This is a genomic window from Psychrobacter pulmonis (assembly GCF_904846465.1).
In the GTDB taxonomy this organism is placed as follows: Bacteria; Pseudomonadota; Gammaproteobacteria; order Pseudomonadales; family Moraxellaceae; genus Psychrobacter; species Psychrobacter faecalis.
The window spans coordinates 66,400-85,565 of record NZ_CAJHAT010000002.1 but is presented as its reverse complement, the minus strand read 5'-3'; the positions used below and the strand labels follow the sequence as shown (position 1 = coordinate 85,565).

14 protein-coding genes are annotated in these 19,166 nt (G+C 43.7%); 13 read left to right on the top strand and 1 reads right to left on the bottom strand.

Annotation, left to right across the window (positions count from 1 at the left end; genetic code table 11):
• The first annotated feature begins 153 nt into the window (after positions 1–153).
• The 4 genes from mnmE to JMX70_RS04060 all read left to right on the top strand — a co-directional run bounded on the left by mnmE (position 154) and on the right by JMX70_RS04060 (position 4,470).
• Positions 154–1,599 carry a tRNA uridine-5-carboxymethylaminomethyl(34) synthesis GTPase MnmE gene (gene mnmE, locus JMX70_RS04075; protein ID WP_201590577.1) on the top strand — a complete coding sequence of 482 codons (1,446 nt, stop codon included), beginning with the start codon at positions 154–156 and terminating at the stop codon, positions 1,597–1,599.
• A gap of 107 nt (positions 1,600–1,706) precedes the next feature.
• Positions 1,707–2,165 carry a transcriptional regulator NrdR gene (nrdR, locus tag JMX70_RS04070; RefSeq protein ID WP_068405041.1) on the top strand — a complete coding sequence of 153 codons (459 nt, stop codon included), beginning with the start codon at positions 1,707–1,709 and terminating at the stop codon, positions 2,163–2,165.
• A gap of 109 nt (positions 2,166–2,274) precedes the next feature.
• Positions 2,275–3,330, top strand: coding sequence for a bifunctional diaminohydroxyphosphoribosylaminopyrimidine deaminase/5-amino-6-(5-phosphoribosylamino)uracil reductase RibD (gene ribD / locus JMX70_RS04065; protein WP_201589826.1), 1,056 nt, complete (start codon positions 2,275–2,277; stop codon positions 3,328–3,330).
• A 465-nt stretch (positions 3,331–3,795) separates the two neighbouring features.
• Positions 3,796–4,470, top strand: a complete 675-nt coding sequence (locus tag JMX70_RS04060) for a riboflavin synthase (protein WP_201589824.1) — start codon at positions 3,796–3,798, stop codon at positions 4,468–4,470.
• A gap of 57 nt (positions 4,471–4,527) precedes the next feature.
• Here JMX70_RS04060 and JMX70_RS04055 read toward each other — a convergent pair whose 3' ends face one another.
• The gene (locus JMX70_RS04055) at positions 4,528–7,461 is read right to left on the bottom strand and encodes a response regulator (protein ID WP_201589822.1); all 2,934 of its coding nucleotides are present in this window, start codon (positions 7,459–7,461) and stop codon (positions 4,528–4,530) included.
• A 233-nt stretch (positions 7,462–7,694) separates the two neighbouring features.
• Here JMX70_RS04055 and fmt point away from each other — a divergent pair, with 233 nt between their 5' ends.
• From fmt to JMX70_RS04010, 9 genes are all read left to right on the top strand, one after another.
• Entirely contained in the window at positions 7,695–8,801 is a 1,107-nt protein-coding gene (gene fmt, locus JMX70_RS04050; protein ID WP_201589819.1) for a methionyl-tRNA formyltransferase, read from the top strand.
• 84 nt (positions 8,802–8,885) lie between these two features.
• Positions 8,886–10,472 carry a transcription antitermination factor NusB gene (locus tag JMX70_RS04045; RefSeq protein ID WP_201589816.1) on the top strand — a complete coding sequence of 529 codons (1,587 nt, stop codon included), beginning with the start codon at positions 8,886–8,888 and terminating at the stop codon, positions 10,470–10,472.
• A gap of 58 nt (positions 10,473–10,530) precedes the next feature.
• Positions 10,531–11,952, top strand: a complete 1,422-nt coding sequence (thrC, locus tag JMX70_RS04040) for a threonine synthase (RefSeq protein WP_201589814.1) — start codon at positions 10,531–10,533, stop codon at positions 11,950–11,952.
• Positions 11,953–12,300: 348 nt separating this feature from the next.
• Positions 12,301–13,398 carry a LysM peptidoglycan-binding domain-containing protein gene (locus JMX70_RS04035; RefSeq protein WP_201589812.1) on the top strand — a complete coding sequence of 366 codons (1,098 nt, stop codon included), beginning with the start codon at positions 12,301–12,303 and terminating at the stop codon, positions 13,396–13,398.
• A 79-nt stretch (positions 13,399–13,477) separates the two neighbouring features.
• Positions 13,478–14,743 (top strand): DNA-processing protein DprA, encoded by a 1,266-nt coding sequence (gene dprA, locus JMX70_RS04030; RefSeq protein WP_201589810.1) that lies wholly within the window; start codon positions 13,478–13,480, stop codon positions 14,741–14,743.
• 106 nt (positions 14,744–14,849) lie between these two features.
• A complete protein-coding gene (locus tag JMX70_RS04025; RefSeq protein WP_201589808.1) occupies positions 14,850–15,509 on the top strand; it encodes an L-threonylcarbamoyladenylate synthase in 660 nt (219 codons plus the stop codon).
• Positions 15,510–15,668: 159 nt separating this feature from the next.
• Entirely contained in the window at positions 15,669–16,631 is a 963-nt protein-coding gene (locus JMX70_RS04020) for a TIGR01777 family oxidoreductase (RefSeq protein ID WP_201589807.1), read from the top strand.
• Positions 16,632–17,123: 492 nt separating this feature from the next.
• Entirely contained in the window at positions 17,124–17,900 is a 777-nt protein-coding gene (locus tag JMX70_RS04015) for a metallophosphoesterase (RefSeq protein WP_227671162.1), read from the top strand.
• Positions 17,901–18,019: 119 nt separating this feature from the next.
• On the top strand, positions 18,020–19,156 hold the full coding sequence (locus JMX70_RS04010) for a metallophosphoesterase (RefSeq protein WP_201589805.1): 1,137 nt from the start codon (positions 18,020–18,022) through the stop codon (positions 19,154–19,156).
• The last annotated feature ends 10 nt before the right edge of the window (positions 19,157–19,166 follow it).

Sequence of the window (19,166 nt, the reverse complement as noted above, 5' to 3'; positions counted from 1 at the left end):
TGCTTTTCTTGTGTTAATAAACAAGGAAAATAGCTATATAACCATACTTTAGGATTTTAATAATCTACTCGTTGAAGTTTGCTTTGTCAGTGCCTGCTAAGCCGTCTATAATGGGGTTTTTGCTTATTGAGAGTGATTGTGGATTCTTTAGAGATGGCACTAGCCGCCGATAATTTGGATGAGTCACCTAAAAATTCTAACGTATCTGGACTTCCGACCATTGCGGCGATTGCTACACCGATCGGGCGTGGTGGCGTCGGAGTTATTCGTCTGTCAGGCGCGCGTGCTTACGATATTGCTTGTCAGCTTACTAGTAAGTCGACTTTCACGCCGCGTATGGCCAGTTTTTGCCGTTTCTATCAGGCTGATGGCACGACCATTGATGAAGGTTTGGTGCTGTACTTTAAAGGTCCGCACTCGTTTACTGGCGAAGATGTGATTGAGCTGCAAGGTCATGGTGGCATGATTTTACAAAATCAGCTGCTAGCGCGGGTGTTTGAATTGGGCGCAAAACAAGCGGGCGCAGGGGAATTCTCTTACCGCGCTTTTGATAATGATAAATTGGATTTGGTGCAAGCAGAAGCCATCGCTGATGCGATTGATGCCACCAGCGCCGCTGCTGCCAGTAGTGCGATTCGCTCGCTTAGTGGTGAGTTTTCCCAAAAAATTAATCAATTGCTTGAGCAATTGATTCATCTGCGCTTGCACGTCGAAGCGGCAATTGATTTCCCCGATGAAGAGGACGTTGATTTCTTATCGGACGGCGTTATTCAAGATAAGCTCGAGCAGACGCAAGCTAAAATTCAGCAAGTGCTAGCGACCGCCAAGCAAGGTCAGCTATTACGCGACGGTATTCATGTGGTGCTTGCTGGCAGACCAAATGCGGGTAAATCAAGCTTGCTGAATCGTTTGGCAGGGCAAGAGCGTGCTATCGTGACCGATGTCGCTGGGACAACGCGCGATACCTTACAAGAGACCGTCGTGCTTAACGGCTTAACCTTGCATCTAACCGATACCGCAGGTCTGCGCGAGACTGAAGATACGGTCGAGCGTATCGGTATTGAGCGTGCGCGTACGGCAATTACGCAGGCTGATATGCTTCTGATGGTCTATGATGTGACTCGTGACCTTGCAAGTGACAGCACACCATTACAGCTGGCTGAGCAGCTATTTGGCGAGTTACCAGAAGCCAAGCGCTTACTAATTATTGCCAATAAAAGCGATTTATTGAACGATAACAGCAGTGAAGAAAGAATCGCTACTTCACAAGCAGAAATAAAAAATCGTGGCTATGAGCAGGTGAATGTTTCATGTGAAACAGGTGCAGGAATTGATGATTTGGTCGAAATCTTATGTGCTAAAGTAGGCTTTCATCCGCCAGAAAATAGCTTAATCGCCCGTACACGACATATTGATGCGCTAAGACGTACCGCTGATTCCTTAGCAGAGGCACATGAGCAGCTGACAGTGTTTAAAGCAGGTGAGTTGGTGGCAGAAAGCCTACGCCAAGCGCAGCAAAGTTTGGGAGAAATTACTGGTGAATTTAGCGCTGACGATTTATTAGGAAAAATTTTTGGTAGCTTTTGTATTGGCAAATAACGAGTAAAAGTCTGCTTCTTTATCTGATAGTAAAATTATCATTTTTTAGAAAATTTAGTTTTATCAATAATTATATTCGCCCTCACTATCAACCTAAGGAAAAGCGTATGCATTGCCCATATTGTAATGCGTCAGATACCAAAGTTATCGACTCACGGCTAGCAGCTGATGGCGCGCAAGTACGCCGCCGCCGTTCATGTAATAGCTGTCAGGAACGCTTTACGACCTTTGAAGTGGTAGAAGTGGTAATGCCGCGTATTATCAAATCAAGTGGCAAAATCGAACCTTACGATAATGACAAATTGCGCCGCTCGATTTTATTACCGCTACAAAAACGTCCGATTACCATCGATGAGCAAGAAGCGATGATTAGTCGTATCGAGAAGCGCGTACGCCAAATGGGCGAGCGCGAGGTGAGCAGTAAGGTCTTGGGTGAGATTATTATGAGTGAGCTTAAAACGCTCGATGATGTCGCTTATGTGCGTTTTGCCAGTGTTTATCGTGATTTTCAAGATATCGACGCCTTTCATCAAGAAATTGCCAATATCCGTCCTAATGAAAAATAAGCATCACTCATGCTAAGTATTTAGCCTGCTTTCAAGTTTATATTGCTTACTCACTCTACTCTATAAAATCTTTAATAATAATTATCAGTTGTTGATTAAGTCCACCTTTATGTCAAACTCAAAACACTCTCAAGACGCCAAAGATCGTTATTTTATGATGCTCGCTATTGAGCAGGCCAAGCGTGGTCTGTATACGACGCGTCCCAATCCGTCGGTCGGCTGTATGATTGTGCAAGCAGATGAAGTAGTCGGCCAAGGCTTTCATCCGAAAGCAGGGCAGCCGCATGCTGAGGTGTTCGCCTTAAAAGATGCGGGCACGCGAGCGATCGGCGCGACCGCTTATGTTACTTTAGAGCCTTGTAGTCATACCGGACGTACACCGCCCTGTGCTTTAGGTCTTATCAAAGCTGGAGTGGAGCGTGTTGTCATTGCCGGTCTCGACCCCAATCCACAAGTGGCTGGTCGCGGTGTGAAACTTTTAGAACAAGCAGGTATTGCTGTTACCGTCGGCGTGCTAACAGCGCAAGCAGAGGCATTAAATAAAGGCTTTTTAAAGGCGATGCGTAGCCAAATGCCTTATGTCAGGCTTAAAATTGCCACCAGTCTTGACGGTCGTACTGCTATGGCGTCTGGAGAGTCGAAGTGGATCACCGGTACAGCAGCACGCGAAGATGTACAGAAACTGCGTGCGCAAAGTGGCGCTATTGTCACAGGCAGTGAAACAGTCATCGTTGATAATCCGCAATTAAATGTGCGCTCTAGTCAACTAGGTATTAATCCTGAACAAGTACCACAACCTAAAATAGTGATACTCGATAGACGAGGACGATTAAAACACGATTTACAGTCTGACTATCAGCTATGCCAGAGTCCAAAAACTCTTTATTGGCGTGAAGAAAGTTTAATTGAATTATTAAAGAACTTAGTGAGTGAACATCACTGTTATGACATCTTAGTAGAGGCGGGCGCAAGCGTTGCAGGAAGCTTTTTACAACTGCAACTGGTGGATGAGCTCATTGTTTATCAAGCACCTTGCTTATTAGGCACACAAGCACGGCCTATGGTCGCTATCAATCCATTAGCGTTAGCGCAGCAGCTACGTTTTGATATCCATAGTCATGAGCAGCTTGGTACTGATCTTAAGCTTACCTTATTACCTGTATAGTCGGCGTTATAAAAGCCTTGTCTTTCAATATTTTACCCACAAGATTAAACTTACATACAATGTATGTGGATAAGTGGAATAGTTTTATAAAGGTTTCACATGAAACTGTGTATAACTTTGTTTCACATGAAACTTACTAGTAATTGTTAATAATGTTTTAAAGTTATAATTTATTTAAAATCAGTTACTTATGTATATAGCTCAAGTGTAGTGAATAATTATTAAAAAGCAGACTTATTGTGGATAACTCTTTAAAAACCAAGTTTCTCATACTACTACTCCTTATGTCAGCGCTAGTTATCCACAGTTTATCCGCTGAGTCTTTTTATTCTCGCTAATTTTATAGTAAGCGCTATAAACAGCTTAAAGACTAATAGCGATTATCGTTATTGATTTTGAATGAAATAATAGGTTTAAATAATATATGCTGCCTTTAACGGCCATAAAAAATACCAAGAGGTTAATATGTTTACTGGAATTATAGAAAGCGTTGGCAAAGTAAAGTCCATGCAGCCAACGGGCGGTGATATCCGCTTGACCATAGAATCTGCTGGCTTAGATTTTAGCGATGTGAAACTAGGCGACTCGATTGCTTCAAATGGCATTTGCTTAACGGTGGTGGAGTTTGGTAGTAATTATTACTCTGTCGACGTTTCACGTGAAACTATTGCTCGTACAGCGCTGGCAGATTTAAAGCCCGGTTATGCGGTGAACTTAGAAAAAGCCATGCTACCAACTACCCGTTTTGGTGGGCATATCGTTGCCGGTCACGTTGATGGGGTAGGCGTGGTTAGTAAATTGCAAAAAGATGCGCGCTCACTTTATATTGAAATTGAGATACCGCACGAGTTGGCACATTATACGGCTACCAAAGGCTCTATTACCCTTGATGGTATCAGTCTCACTACCAACTTAGTTCGCGATAATATCGTTTCGCTCAATATCATTCCGCATACCGCGCAAGTCACCAATATTGCCCAGCATTGGCTGGTAGGTAGTAAAGTCAATGTTGAGGTCGATATTGTAGCGCGCTATTTAGAGCGTTTACTAAGCAAATCGCAAGCGGATAATGCACATGTTAGCAGCCCGCAAAGTACGATTACTGAGGAGTTTTTAGCTGAGAATGGTTTTATGAAATAAGGGTTAAATAGCCAAAATCATCACCAAGCTGTTATAAAAGACAGATCTTGCAAACGCTTATTGGTTTTTAATCAGCGTTTGCAAAACAGTTTTTAGCTTTTGTTTATTAATAGGCTTGGCCAAAAACTCATCCATGCCCACTTGTAAACAGGCGATTTTATCTTCTTCGCTGTTATTTGCGGTTAGCGCAACGATTGGAATATCATCGCCTTGCGCGCGAATCGCTTGGGTCGCTTGCAGTCCATCCATCACGGGCATCCGGCAGTCCATCAAAATAAGCGCAATTTCCTGACGCTGCGCTTGCAATTTGTCCAACGCCTGCTGCCCATCTTCCGCCACGATACTGCGATAGCCAATCTTTTCCAGTATCTTACAAGCTATTTTTTGATTGGTTGGACTATCTTCTACCACTAAAATCAGTGGCGCTAATGTTTCATGAGCGGCGTTATCTGCGCCTAACGGGCTACTGCTTTGCTGTTTGTTTTCTTGGCTAGTTATTTGCGGTAACAGTGTTTGTCTAACGGGTAGGGTTAATCGCAGTAATTCAGAGAGTGATAATGCCACATCGAGTGGTTTGTTTAAAAAACCGTCACATTGATCCAGTAACATAGAAGGAATGCGGCGCTCAGCTTTCATACTGACCAATATTTTTGGCAGCGCAGTATTAGACAGTAAGCTATTTAGAGCCTGCTGTTTATCGATATCTATACGTGCTTTATCTTCTGATTTCTCCAATTTATTTTCAGCGTCTATATTTTTATCATCAATGTTTATTTGATGTGATAACGCGAGCGTGATGTTTTCATAATATTCGTAATCTAAGAGCAAAATAGGTGCAAGTTTTTGCGCATCTTGCGCCAGTTTATTATTTATTTGCTCAAGCGCCACTCTATCTATAGAAGTGGAAATAGTGGCTGGGATAGATAAATAAGCGCACAAATCGCGTAAATGCTTGGCTCGCAGCGGTTGTTTAATGACGGCAATAAGATGAATATAAGTCAATTGCGGATTAAAGTGGTAAATAGGCTGATAGGCTGGTCGTCTACAAGGCAAATACAGCTTAAAAGTACTGCCTTTATTAAGCGTGCTTTTCATCTCAATAAAACCGCCTAATAGTTTAGCGAAGCTATTAACGTCGTTTAATCCGAGCCCTTTTATGGCGCTGTTTTTGTGCGCGTAGTTAATAGGGTGGTTTTTGATGTGAACACTGTTTTGGCTGTTGCTTTCATTAAAATACGTCAGCAGTTGGTGCTGCTTTGCGATATCGATGCCTGTGCCGCTGTCTTTTATACTAAACCGAATCCAGTCGTGCGATGGATGAATGGTAGTGTTTGATTTATCTAGATTGCCGTGATTCGTATCATGGCTGTTATTAGAAATGTGCTCTTTATCTACCTCGCCTATACTGGTACTTTTGATATCAGCTATGTCCGCATTGGTCACCGCATCGATGGTAAGTGACACATAGCCAGAATTGGTAAATTTAATCGCATTATCTAATAAATTACGTAGGATTTGCCGCAAGCGCCTATAATCGGTATCGATACAGCGCGGGCTGTCAGGTGCAAAAAAATACAAGAGCTCAAGTCCTTGCTGCCTTAAACTTTCTACCATCGATTGACTGACTTGTTGACCAAGCTTATAAATATCCACCGCTTCAATAGATAGACGGGATGTACGAACCTCTATCTCTCCTATATCTAACATATCGTTTAGCATCGTCAGCATAGAATGGCTGGTTTGAGTCAAAGTCGTAACGATTTGATGTTGCTTAGCGCTCAGATTATCGGGATTGATAGGCTCTAACGTGTCAATCATGGCTTCTAACGGCAGGCGTAAATGATGTCCCATCGTCGATTTAAGTGCTTCAAACTCATCAAGCTGACGTTGTAGTTGACGATTTTGTTGCTCTAAATGCGCGGTTTGTTCGACAAGCTCATGGATGTTATTGAGTAAAACGGTAAAACCATGCACCTGCCCGTGTTCGCCAAACCAAGGCGTGATATGCAACTGATAAGCTTTTTTATTGTGCAAACCGTAAACCAATAGCGTGCGCGTGACTCGCAAATCTGCCAGTTTTTGTAGCAGGGCTTGGGTTGATTGGTCTTTAGTAAAGAAAAAATCGGTCAGTTGATAGTTGCTATCGCTGTGAAAGATAATGTCAAATACTTGCTCAAAGCGTTGATTAAAAAAGCTGATTTGACCATGTCTCATAATCATCAGCATTGGCAAGGGCGCATGATCGACCAATCGCTCTAACCGATGCTTTAGCGTGGTAATGCGGCGATGATTATTATGCAACTGATAACTGATACGGCTAAGTGCGTGACCCAAACGCAAAAATTCAGCCGTGGTTTTCTTTTCGATAAACGGCGGCGCGATATAACCATCCTTGGTATGGCTACTTAACTCATCGGTATAAATGAGCAGTTGTTCCCAGTTGGCACGCCGTTTTAGGGTATAGAGTAAGGCCATAGCAAATAGTAAGATGGCTGTCATCAATGGCAACCAATAGCGATACGACATCCAATTGATATCAAGCGCTTCATGCCGCAGTATCAGGTACACCTTGTGACCATTTTCAAGTCCAATGGTGCCAACCAAATTGCGATTATTTAGCTCGTAGGCACTATGATGATTGCTAGCAGAGGGCAAGGAAGTGATAACGTTGGGGAAGGTGATACCGGCAAATTCCCGTTCATTAGGACGGGTATGACGATGAATATAAGTCTGTCCAGACGGCATCATAAAAATCAGCTGATAGCTGATGTCTTTTAGAAAAGGTTTTTTTAAGACCTTTTTAATGTCAGTATTGTCAGGGTTGGCAAGCTCAGAAATCTCATACTGCAATGCATAAAAGCTCTCTATGCTGTCTTGCTTACTATCCTGCCTTATCTCATAAAACATGGTGAAGTAATACACTGACAACATCGCCAATAATGTCAGCGTATAAAAAATCAGCAAGCGTTGTAGAGACTGGAACTGTTGCATAAAAGCATGACCCTAAATCGACCGTAAGTCGGTGTGATGGCGCATCGTAAAATAATGATAAATCTGACAGATTTGCTTGCTGTGGCTTATTTGAGGAATAAGTAGCTGAGCCTGCTTACTATTATAGAGATAAATAGCACCATTAATAGCGCTGGATGGCTGCTATTACAATCATGGCACAACACCACAAACTCACCTATAATAGACAAATTAACCATAAATACTGCCTGACTATGACCACACTTGCTGCACAATCTGATATATCTATTGACGCCAATCAAGCTGAGCAAAGCGCCGTAACCGAAATACCAACAGTCGCTAAGCCGCTAAGAGTGATATTTGCCGGTACACCTGAGTTTGCTGCTGTCAGCCTTGAAGCGCTTATCAAGCAGCAAGATGCGTTGAATATAGATATCGTTGCGGTCTATACCCAGCCTGATCGCAAAGCAGGGCGCGGGCAAAAGTTATCAGCATCTGCCGTCAAGCAAGTGGCATTGGCCAATGACATCGCGGTTGAGCAGCCTCTCACCTTTAAAAAATCTAGCACAGAAGGTATGGCTGCACGTGAGACTTTACGTACTTATCAGCCAGATGTCATGATTGTCGCGGCTTATGGTCTGATTTTACCGATTGGCGTATTGTCCACGCCTACTTATGGCTGTCTAAATATTCATGCTTCGCTGTTGCCACGTTGGCGCGGTGCCGCCCCGATTCATCGGGCGTTACTAGCGGGTGATAGCGAGACTGGCATTACCATTATGCAGATGGATAAAGGCTTGGATACGGGTGATATGCTTTACAAGGTCAGCGCACCTATCGAAGCTGATGATACGGCCGCCAGCTTGCATGATAAGATGGCAGCACTTGGCGCGGCGGCTATTACTACCGTATTAAAAGACTTGGCGCATTACCAAGCACAAGCTATTGCTCAAGATAATAGCAAAGCCAATTATGCGGAAAAATTGGTCAAAACCGAAGGCGAAATCGACTGGACGCAGTCTGCTACACAGATTGAACGTCAGATTCGTGGGTTGACTCCTTGGCCTGGTGCCTACACCTTTTTAGCAGGGCAGCGCGTCAAAATTTTGGCCAGTCTGCCGGTAAATACATCACAGCAAACCATTAAGCCTGCGGGCACTGTTATCAGCGTTGGGCGAAAAGCCATACTGGTCGCTTGCGGCAAAGACACTACTAGCGAACCACAAAGTAATGAATACTCAGCGACGACTTTGGCGATTACCAGCTTACAATTTGCAGGTGGTAAGCCAGTGACTGCTGAGCAAATTTGCCATGGTAATCAATTAAACGATGGCGATCAGTTTATGGCAGAAGTAAAGTAACTTACTTACGCTTAATGTATTTAATAACAAGCACTCTAACTTTTATCAGACGCTGTCGATCAGACGTCAAGGAAATTCAATTTAATGAGACAAACCAGCACTGCACCAAGAAATAATAAGCTCAAACCTTCAAGCAACCTTATTATGAATGGTAGCGTCCGTGTCCGGGTGATTCGCACTTTATTGGCCATTCAAAATGGCCAATCACTTGCCAGCGTCCTTGACCCGTTACTCAACAGTCTGCACGACGGCGATAAAGGCTTTGCACATGCCTTACTACTGGCGACACTGCGTCAGTGGTACGCGCTGGCGCGTTTGCTCGATACGCTAGCAGACAATCCTATCGATGAGGTCGAAGTTCGTACGACTATTCAAGTGGGCTTAGCGCAATTGCTGTATTTAGAAGTGGCGGACCATGCAGCGATTCATGAAACGGTTGAAGCGGCAAAAGAGATTGATTTTGCCCATGCAACAGGTTTGATTAACGCTATCTTGCGTAAAGTCGCTAAGAATCCTAGCAAATTTCGTAAAAAATGTGATAAAAAGCACAGTCTGCCGAACTGGCTTGCTTATCAGCTTAAGCAGGACTGGGGCGAGCAGTATGACGAGCTGATGCAAGGTTTGCGCCATGCAGCACCGATGTTTTTACGCGTAAACTCAGCGGTTAGCTCAGTAGAGGATTATCAGAAAACACTTGATGGGGCAGAAATTGATGCAGACATCGTTGAGCTAACGACTGGTTTTAATTTACCGAACTCATCAGATACAGCTATAGCAACAACGCTATCCACCAAAGGTCTCCGGCTACATCAAAGCACAGCCGTAAACGCTTTGCCTGATTTTGCTTTTGGAGTTGCCAGCGTACAAGACATGCATGCTCAACTTGCTGCTCCGATTATTAATAAAGCGTTAATGGCTAAAATAAGCACTGATAAATCTAATACAGACATTGATTCAGAAGCCAATAATAATGAGCTGCATATCTTAGATGCTTGCGCTGCACCCGGTGGTAAATTGGCTCACTGGTTAGAACTTATAAGCTCTAATGACCAATCATCATTGTTTCACGTGAAACAAGATGATGCAGAAGCGACACCAGTAATTACTGATATCAAGGTAACGGCTATCGATAATGAAGCGCCGCGTATTGAGCGTATTCGTGAGAACTTACAGCGCTTAAATTTAAGTCAGCACGATTTGCAGCAAGCAGAGAAAAGTGTCGCACTGAATATCGTCTGTGCTGATGCCACCAGATGGCAGCATGGGAAAAATAAAAAAGCGGCTACCAATGAGCCGGTATTTGATGCAATATTACTCGATTCTCCTTGTACCGCGACAGGCGTGATTCGCCGTCATCCTGATATCAGTATTTTGCGTACCGAAGAAGACGTTGAGCAAACCGCATTGTTGCAAGCCGATATTTTGCATAATTTATGGCCACAATTGAAAGCGGGTGGTTATCTATTGTATGTGACCTGCTCTATCTTAAAGCAAGAAAACGTCGAGCAAATGCAGGATTTTATCAGTCATCATAATGATGCGGTAGCGATTGAGTTTACCGAAGATTGCAGTTGGGGCATCGCGCAAGCAATCGGTCGTCAGTGCTTGCCGATTGATAGCGAGAGTGGTGATGGCTTTTATTATGCGTTGCTTCATAAGACAATGGCATAAAACTGCTGAATAAACCGTTTTAAATATTGAATAACCTCATTATAGACAGGACAATCTAATGAAATATATCAGTACCCGTGGTCAGACAGCGCCGATGGATTTTAGTGATGTGCTATTGATGGGTCTTGCGCCAGATGGCGGTTTAATGCTGCCTGAGCACTATCCAAACATTGATAGCAGGACTCTTGATGAGTGGCGCACGCTCAGCTATCCACAGCTTGCCATGGCGATTATGCAGCGCTTTGCCACTGATATTCCTGCCGCTGATTTGCAAGATATCATCGAGCGTACTTATACCTCCGAGGTATTTGGTTCTGATGAGATTGTTCCTGTCCGTAAGCTTGAAGATAATTTATATATTTTAGGACTATCAAACGGTCCAACATTGGCATTTAAAGACGTTGCCATGCAGTTCTTGGGCAATGCCTTTGAATACGTACTGAAAAGAAAAGACGCGCGTATTACCATCATTGGTGCAACCAGCGGTGACACCGGCAGTGCAGCAGAATATGCCCTACGTGGTAAAGAAAATATCGAAGTCTTTATGCTGTCACCGCACGGCAAAATGAGCGAATTCCAGCGTGCGCAAATGTATAGTTTGACCGATGATAATATCCATAATATCGCCATCGACGGTATGTTTGATGATTGCCAAGATATTGTCAAAGCGCTGCAACAAGATGCCGAATTTAAAGCGGCTTATAACCTCGGTACAGTCAACTCTATCAACTGGGGTCGTATCCTTGCGCAAATCGTTTATTACTTTAAAGCCTATTTTGCCGTTACGACGAGCAACGATGAAAAAGTCAGCTTTAGCGTCCCATCAGGTAACTTTGGTAATATTTGCGCCGGTCATATTGCCCGCGAAATGGGACTGCCAGTTGACCGTTTAATCGTCGCGACCAATGAAAACGATGTACTAAACGACTTCTTTAATCAAGGTGCTTATCAGCCGCGTCCGACCGATAAAACTTACGTAACGTCCAGCCCGTCAATGGATATCTCTAAAGCCTCTAACTTTGAGCGCTTTGTCTATCTACTACTCGACAAAGACAGCGCCCGTGTCAGCGAGTTATTTGAAGGGGTGAAATCCGGTCAAGGTTTTGATTTGTCTGACTTGATGGAGGCGGTCAATACGCGTTATGGCTTTGCTGCGGGCAAATCGACCCATAGCGACCGCTTGCAAACCATTAAAGCGCTTTATGAGCAGCATGGTGAGCTAGTCGATCCACACACAGCCGACGGTATTAAAGTTGCTAAAGAATTACAGCGCGAAGGTGAAGTGATAGTTTGTGCCGAAACAGCATTACCAGTTAAGTTTGCCGATACAATTGTCGAAGCTATTGGTCACATAGAGATTACTCGCCCTGCTCATACCGAAGGCTTAGAGGACTTACCGCAGCATGTGGTGGTGCTAGATAACAAAGCTGAGCTGGTCGCTGAGCAAATCCGTCAGCACGTGACGCCAAATCTTGCCTAGGCAGCTTATTTATATAAAGTATTCATTGAAATTAATATCCAATTAAAGGTTACGCTATTGTAATAAAGTGTTTATGATTGTGTTATGGTAGATATAATTGTAATATTAGAAACAGCGTCGGCGAGTCATCATTATGCTCGGCGCTTTTTTAGCAATCAAACCCGTCAATCATATCAGTCGACAACACTGAACAGCTGCTCTAGAGGCTTTATGATGGTGATACTTAAGCCTTTTATACTTTTATTTTCTAATCGTTACTTAATGACTAGAATGGAATTTTGAACCTAAGTAATAGACTTAAGTAGACCAGATTCGACGCTAATAGCGCTACATATTGTGGATATAAAAATGAAGATGAGCTTAAAGAAGATAGCAAAAGCACTATTACTGACGACATTTAGTGGTGCAATGCTGCTGACCACTGCCCACGCTAATAATCCACCGCCTACTATTAAGGCTGATGCGCCCAATCGCTATATCGTCAAAAAAGGCGATACCTTATGGGATATCTCAGGGCGTTATCTCGATAGTCCTTGGCGCTGGAAAGAGATTTGGGCGACCAATAAGCAAATCAAAAACCCCAACCTTATTTATCCTAACGACGTTCTTATTCTATGCGTGATTCAAGGTAAAACCTTGGTCGGGGTCGATACCGGCGAAGGTTGCGCAGGAGTTGAAAAACAATTGACTGGTAATGTGGTTGCCAGCTCAGTCACGGTGACCTCTACTGCTAATAGTATTCCCCCTATTCCGTGGTCTGCTATTCAGCATTGGCTCGACAAGACCATCATTGTTAATCCAGCAGATTTTAATACCACCCCATACATTTTAGCCTCAAAAAAAGGCAATTTAATTACCGCTAGTGGCGATAAAGTCTATGCCAAAGGCGTACCACTTATCGTTGGCCAGCGTTACGGTATTTACCGTGAAGGCGAAAAATATGTCGAGCCTAAAACACAAAAAGTTATCGGTTTAGAAGTCACGCAAGTCGCAACTGGGTTAGTGACGTCTACCGAAACCAATGGCGTGACCAGCTTGCAGCTTATCGACAGCTATGGCAAAGAAGTCCGTGAAGGCGACCGCGTTTTTGTGGAGCTAAATAATTCAATACCGCCAGTATTTTATCCAACGCCAGCAACCGTTAATCGCGGCGGTATGATTGTTCGCGTGATGGATTCTATTAGCTCAGCGGCTAAGGGCAGCGTCGTTGCTATCAATTTGGGCAGCGCACACGGTGCCAAACCTGGAGATGTATTGACCATTTTTCAAAAAGGCGCGGTCATACGCGATATCAAGGATAATGACACGCCAGTCCGTTTACCAAGCGAGCCTACTGGTATGGTAATGGTGTTTAATACCTTTGATAATATCAGCTATGCGTATGTGCTTGATTCTGAGCTACCGCTTAATGTCGGTGATCAGCTGTTACCACCGCCGTATCTATAATAAGTTCAATATCTCTAATAAGTACAATACTTATTCTTTGAGCTAAAAGTTTAACTTAAACTAAATGAGCTAGATGATTATGACCGCAGTCACTTCTCTTTTATCCGCCGAGCAGCGTGCCGTTTTGGCGCTGTGGACTGAAGTGAATGCGTCATTATCAGCATACCATAAACTCATCTCTAACTTTGGCACGGCAGGGCTTGCTTGGAATGCTAAAGTAGAGGCATGGCGTCAATTGGGCATTCATAGTACCCATCTTAAGCGTCATGAGCAGCCAGAACAAACGCTCACTACTATCGATAAAATCCAGCAAGCATTGTTAGACGGAAAATACGGTCTTTTATTTGCTGACCAGCCTGACTATCCAGCGCAGCTGCTAGAAATATACGACCCACCACCATTGTTATTTTACCGCGGTGATAAAGCGCGTTTGCAGCAAGCGCAAATCGCCATCGTTGGTAGTCGCAAACCCACCGCCCACGCGCAAAAAATCACCTTTGATATGGCGCAATACTTAGCGCAAGCTGGTTATATTATCACTAGCGGTCTTGCGCTGGGTGTCGATAAGCGCGCCCATTTAGGTGCTTTAGCTCAGTCTGATACCGAATATCAAGGCCGTACGATTGGCGTGATGGGGACGGGGATTGATGTCAATTACCCCAATCATCATGATAAATTATTTGGTCAGATTATTGACCAAGGTGGCTGTATCATCAGCGAGCTGCTACCGCATACACTGCCACATAAGCATACCTTTCCGCGCCGTAATCGCTTAGTTGCAGGACTCAGCCTCGCGACAATTGTCACTGAAGCGACGATTCAAAGTGGTTCGCTCATTACTGCGCGCCTAACCTCTGAGCAAGGCAAGCAAGTCTTTGCGATTCCAAGTCATATCGATAATAATAATGCTGAAGGTTGTCATCACTTGATACGTGAGGGCGCAACTTTAATTTATCATCCACAGCAAGTCCTCGAAGATATTAACAGTCAATTAGGCTATCAAAGCCGTAACTACAATTCATCGGACAGTACAGAATCTCATATTACTCAAGAAAATAGTACTCAAGAAAGTATTAGCCAAAGCTCTCATTCTATAAATACAGACAGAACTTCTACCACCACTATTAGTCACGCGCCGCAGTCTAATCTTAAACCTTCTTCCCATACTAGTGTTATTCCTGAGCATTTAGCGCTCATTTATGAGCAACTTGATTGGCATGGGCAGGATTTAGATGCGTTGTTAAATACTACCGATATGTCGGCCGCGCAATTGATTGGGCAACTTATGGAGCTGGAGTTATTAGGCGTTATCAGTGTACAAGGTGGGCGTTATTTGCGCGTGTAGTTTTATTTTTAATCAAAACGCGATTTTAAGAAATCTTTAAACCTGCTGTTTTACCCATCGTTTAAGTTGTATTATATCTCCTCATACTTTCCTTTCTCATTCCGCTATGTCTACATCTAAAGCTCTTATCACCGATTCTGTCATCGAAGCTGCGCATTGGCTGCAAAAAGGGCAGCTGCTTGCTTACCCAACCGAAAGCGTTTGGGGTATCGGCTGTGACCCCTTCAATCAACAAGCGGTAGAGCAGCTTTTGGCTATCAAACAACGACCGTTAGAGAAGGGCATGATTGTGGTCACTGATAGTGTCAGTCGACTGACAGCGCTATTAAGTAATCTAAATGATGAGCAACGCCAGTTAGTATTAGATAGCTGGTGTAGCGACTCTAATTCTGATGCTGATTCTGTTTTTGATTGTGATGTCGATAGCCAACAGGCGCATACGTGGTTATTACCGTTATCAGAAAACTTACCCGTCTCTATCCCTGCGTGGATTACCGGTGCCCATCATAGTGTGGCGGTGCGGGTGATTGACCATCCTTTGGTGCAGCAGCTGTGCCGTCAAGTGGTGTCCGTCCATAATCCCTATGGCTTTGTCGTTTCGACCAGCTGCAACCCGTCCGGTCAGCCGCCTGCTTTAACGCTCTCACAAGCACAGGCTTATTTTTCTGATAGCAATGAGCAAGTTGGCTATCTAAAGGGCGAGACGCTTGGTTATCAGCTCCCTAGCCAAATCAGCAATGCTCGAACGGGTCAAGTGATTCGTTAGTAACCATTTAAAAGCTAATATTTTTTATATTAGTAGTTCAGTCCTCTATTTATACCCAATCTTACTTTACGCCTTATACCTACAATTCATCTCTTGTTTTTGTAGATGGTTTTTTGTCACACTGAGAAAAAGGCAAGACAACTATAAGGATAAAAAGCGATGGATATTCTAATCAGTGGCGGCTCGGGATTTTTAGGTAGTGCGTTTAGTGAAGCAATCATTAAGCGCTATCAAAAAGATGATAAAAAAGTGCAGATTACGTGGCTGACGCGCGATAGTAAGCAGGCGCATCCTAATGATATTAAAATGATGACCTATGATGAGCTGGTGAAGTCAGATAAAAGCTTTGATGTTATTTTGAATCTAGCAGGCGCAGGGATTGCTGATAAACGTTGGAGTGACGCGCGTAAAGAGCAGTTGCTTGCCAGCCGTATCAAACCTACTGAGGCGATACTGGATTTTATTGCGCGTAGTAGTAGCAAACCTAAGCTATTGGTTAGCGGTTCAGCGATTGGCTGGTATGGTCCTCAAGGTGATAAGTCTTTGACAGAAAGCAGTGGTTTTAACGCTGATTTTTCGCATAAACTCTGTGACGACTGGGAACAGTTGGCGCTAAAGGCTACCGATCACGGTGTCCCTGTGGCTATCGTACGCACTGGCGTGGTTATCCATCCTAAGGGCGGTATGGTCAGTAAATTATTAACGCCGTTTAAAATGGGTGTCGGTGGTCAATTGGGTGACGGTAAGCAAATTATGAGCTGGATCAGTCGTACCGATTGGGTAAGAGCGGTGATATTTATCATTGAGCAACATCTTAGTAGTCAGAGACAGCAAGTGAATAGTATTGATAATACTCTAACAACAGCAAACGCTACGCCAGCGCTGGTTTATAACTTGACCGAGCCCAATCCTGTGACCAATCATACTTTTACTAAAACGCTTGGCGCATGGCTACATCGTCCGACATTTTTTACTTTACCAGCATTTTTATTAAAGCTGATGTTTGGTGAGATGTCGACCTTGTTGATTGATGGGCAAAAGGTGCTGCCACAAGCGCTACTGGACGCAGGTTTTGAATTTGAACACACAGCTTTAGAGCATGCACTGGAGCAGCAAGGGTGAGTTTTTAGAGGTATGTTTCATGTGAAACAATGGATTTAAAACAACGTTTTTGAAGCATTGATTTAAAAATAACGTTAAATTACTAAGTGCTTTATATTTCTAGTTCTATAAAGTTTCAATAAACCATCATGCTGTCTACAACAGGTAAGAATATTGGCGTACTATAAGCCCGTCTTTGTCTGATTCAATTTTATCATGTGGCCTTTTATCATTCTTACCCAGCTGCTCGCCCTGATGAGTAGCGTGATATTTTACTGGTTCTTTCAACCAAAACAGCGCTTAGCTAAAGCCGGTTTGTTTTTAAGTATTTTTATTATCAACAATGTTTTTCTGCTCTACGGCTTGAGTGAATTTTAGCGCGAGCGCTTTCATGTCTATCTGGTTGTCGGCATTTTACAAGGCTTTATGTTTTATGCCGCATTAATAACTGCGGTTATTGCCTTGGTCTATGTTTATATTCTTAAACAAAAACTCCGGCCAAAACTTATACGCATGCTCGCAGCGATAATTTATATTGGTATTGTAGGTTTGGCGGTATTTAATGCCTATTCACCTGTCGTCCATCGTCTAAACGTCACAACAGATAAGCCGCTTAAGCGGCCGCTGCAAATTGCTTTGGTGTCTGATACGCATTTGGGTAGATGGTTTGGCAATCGGCAGATTGATAAGATGGTGAGGCTAATTGATGCCCAAAATCCTGATGTCGTGGTCATCGCAGGCGACGTCATGAATGATTCTACTGACGCTTATGATAAAACCAATATGCATGCGCACTTATCAAAATTGACAGCGCCGCTCGGTGTTTATGCCACTTTAGGCAATCATGATTATTCTGGTAATGAAGTGGCAATTGCCAAGGCCGTTGAACGCGCAGGGATACAGGTAATTGACAATAAAAGCGTTTGGTTAGACGATTCAGTCTTGCTGATAGGGCGTTCAGATGAGACAGATCCCGCACGTCCTGCTGCGACAGATTTGCTTAGTGAAGTGAGGGCGGATAAGCCGGTGGTATTTTTAGCGCACAGCCCTGCTGACTTGGAGCAAATAAAAGGTTTGCCAATCGATTTGCACCTGTCAGGGCATACGCATGGCGGGCAGATATTTCCTTTAACGATATTACTAAAGTGGTTTACGCCGCTGGTTTATGGGGCAAAGTACAGTGAGGGCACGCAGTTTTTGGTGACTTCTGGCTATGGTATTGGCGCAGTACCCTTTAGGCTTGGCACGCGCTCTGAGATATGGATGATTACCTTGCAGTCAGCGCATTAGTAGTTATCCCAGCGGTCACAAGTATTGAGAAAGCAGTTGCTATAATCCGCTAATTTATAAATATCGCCGCCACAACCCAGCAAACGCTTTAACAAAATATTATCTCGCTAGGAATTTTCATGCGTTACGCGTTCATTATCACTATTATTGTCCTGCTGCAGCTGTTTAGTTTTGGCGCAGCGTGCAGTCTAGAATGGTGGCTACAGCCTTGGAGCACGCCTTTATTAATACAAAACACTTGGATTGCTGTCTTTGCGGCTACCAATGCTCTTTTGCTGCTTAGCGTCACAAAATCATTTGCCAATAGCTATCGCTGGATAAGTGCTTGGATGATGGTAATGCACTTTATGCTACTAACGGCGCTATTGAGCAGTCTATTGTATGGTGGTTTTTGGCTTTTACATGCTTTGGGTATTCCTACTTTTTATGATACAGACGTAATTAGTATTGGCTTACGCATTTTTGCCCTAGTTTTCTTTATAGGCTTATTTAGCTATACGCTGTATAACGCTTACGTGCCGGCGGTGCGCGAGCTGTCTATTAAGATTAATAAGCCGCTAAATTACTCGCTGCGTATTGCGGTAGCCAGTGATTTGCATTTGGGCCGTTTATTTGGCAATAAATCTATCGAACGGCTCAATGACATTGTGCAGAGCTATCAAGCAGACATATTGTTGATGCCAGGCGATATTATGGATGACAATACCAAGGCGTTTGCGGCCTATAATATGGCAGAAGATTTGGCAAAGCTGGTGAATAGTCTGCGCTACGGTGTCTATGCGACGTTAGGTAATCACGATTTGTACGGTCACGAGCAGCCAATTAGTGAAGCTTTACAAGCTGCTGGCGTGCAGTTGCTCAACGATGAAGCGATTTGTCTGTCGCATCAAGGTCAGCCGGTTTGGCTCATTGGACGTTTTGATAATCATAAACGGCAGAGGGTAGCGACGACCGAATTGCTCGAACAAGTGAATACTACTGAGCCAGTGATTTTGTTAGACCACCGACCGAGCGATATTATGGCGCATAGCCAGTTGCCGATTGATTTACAGGTTTCAGGACACACCCATAATGGGCAGATATTTCCAGCTAATTTTATTGTAAAGGCGATTAATCGCTTGGGCTACGGCTACGAAAAAGTCGGTAAAGGTCACTTTGTGGTATCGTCAGGTTATGGATTTTGGGGCATACCTTTTCGTTTAGGCTCACGTTCTGAAGTTTGGCTTATTACTTTAAGCGGTCAGCAGAATTCATAAAAACTATCTT

Coding starts and splice junctions, on each gene's coding strand:
- mnmE (WP_201590577.1), top strand. CDS start 154: ATGGCACTAGCCGCCGATAATTTGGATGAGTCACCTAAAAATTCTAAC.
- nrdR (WP_068405041.1), top strand. CDS start 1,707: ATGCATTGCCCATATTGTAATGCGTCAGATACCAAAGTTATCGACTCA.
- ribD (WP_201589826.1), top strand. CDS start 2,275: ATGTCAAACTCAAAACACTCTCAAGACGCCAAAGATCGTTATTTTATG.
- JMX70_RS04060 (WP_201589824.1), top strand. CDS start 3,796: ATGTTTACTGGAATTATAGAAAGCGTTGGCAAAGTAAAGTCCATGCAG.
- JMX70_RS04055 (WP_201589822.1), bottom strand. CDS start 7,461: ATGCAACAGTTCCAGTCTCTACAACGCTTGCTGATTTTTTATACGCTG.
- fmt (WP_201589819.1), top strand. CDS start 7,695: ATGACCACACTTGCTGCACAATCTGATATATCTATTGACGCCAATCAA.
- JMX70_RS04045 (WP_201589816.1), top strand. CDS start 8,886: ATGAGACAAACCAGCACTGCACCAAGAAATAATAAGCTCAAACCTTCA.
- thrC (WP_201589814.1), top strand. CDS start 10,531: ATGAAATATATCAGTACCCGTGGTCAGACAGCGCCGATGGATTTTAGT.
- JMX70_RS04035 (WP_201589812.1), top strand. CDS start 12,301: ATGAAGATGAGCTTAAAGAAGATAGCAAAAGCACTATTACTGACGACA.
- dprA (WP_201589810.1), top strand. CDS start 13,478: ATGACCGCAGTCACTTCTCTTTTATCCGCCGAGCAGCGTGCCGTTTTG.
- JMX70_RS04025 (WP_201589808.1), top strand. CDS start 14,850: ATGTCTACATCTAAAGCTCTTATCACCGATTCTGTCATCGAAGCTGCG.
- JMX70_RS04020 (WP_201589807.1), top strand. CDS start 15,669: ATGGATATTCTAATCAGTGGCGGCTCGGGATTTTTAGGTAGTGCGTTT.
- JMX70_RS04015 (WP_227671162.1), top strand. CDS start 17,124: ATGCTCGCAGCGATAATTTATATTGGTATTGTAGGTTTGGCGGTATTT.
- JMX70_RS04010 (WP_201589805.1), top strand. CDS start 18,020: ATGCGTTACGCGTTCATTATCACTATTATTGTCCTGCTGCAGCTGTTT.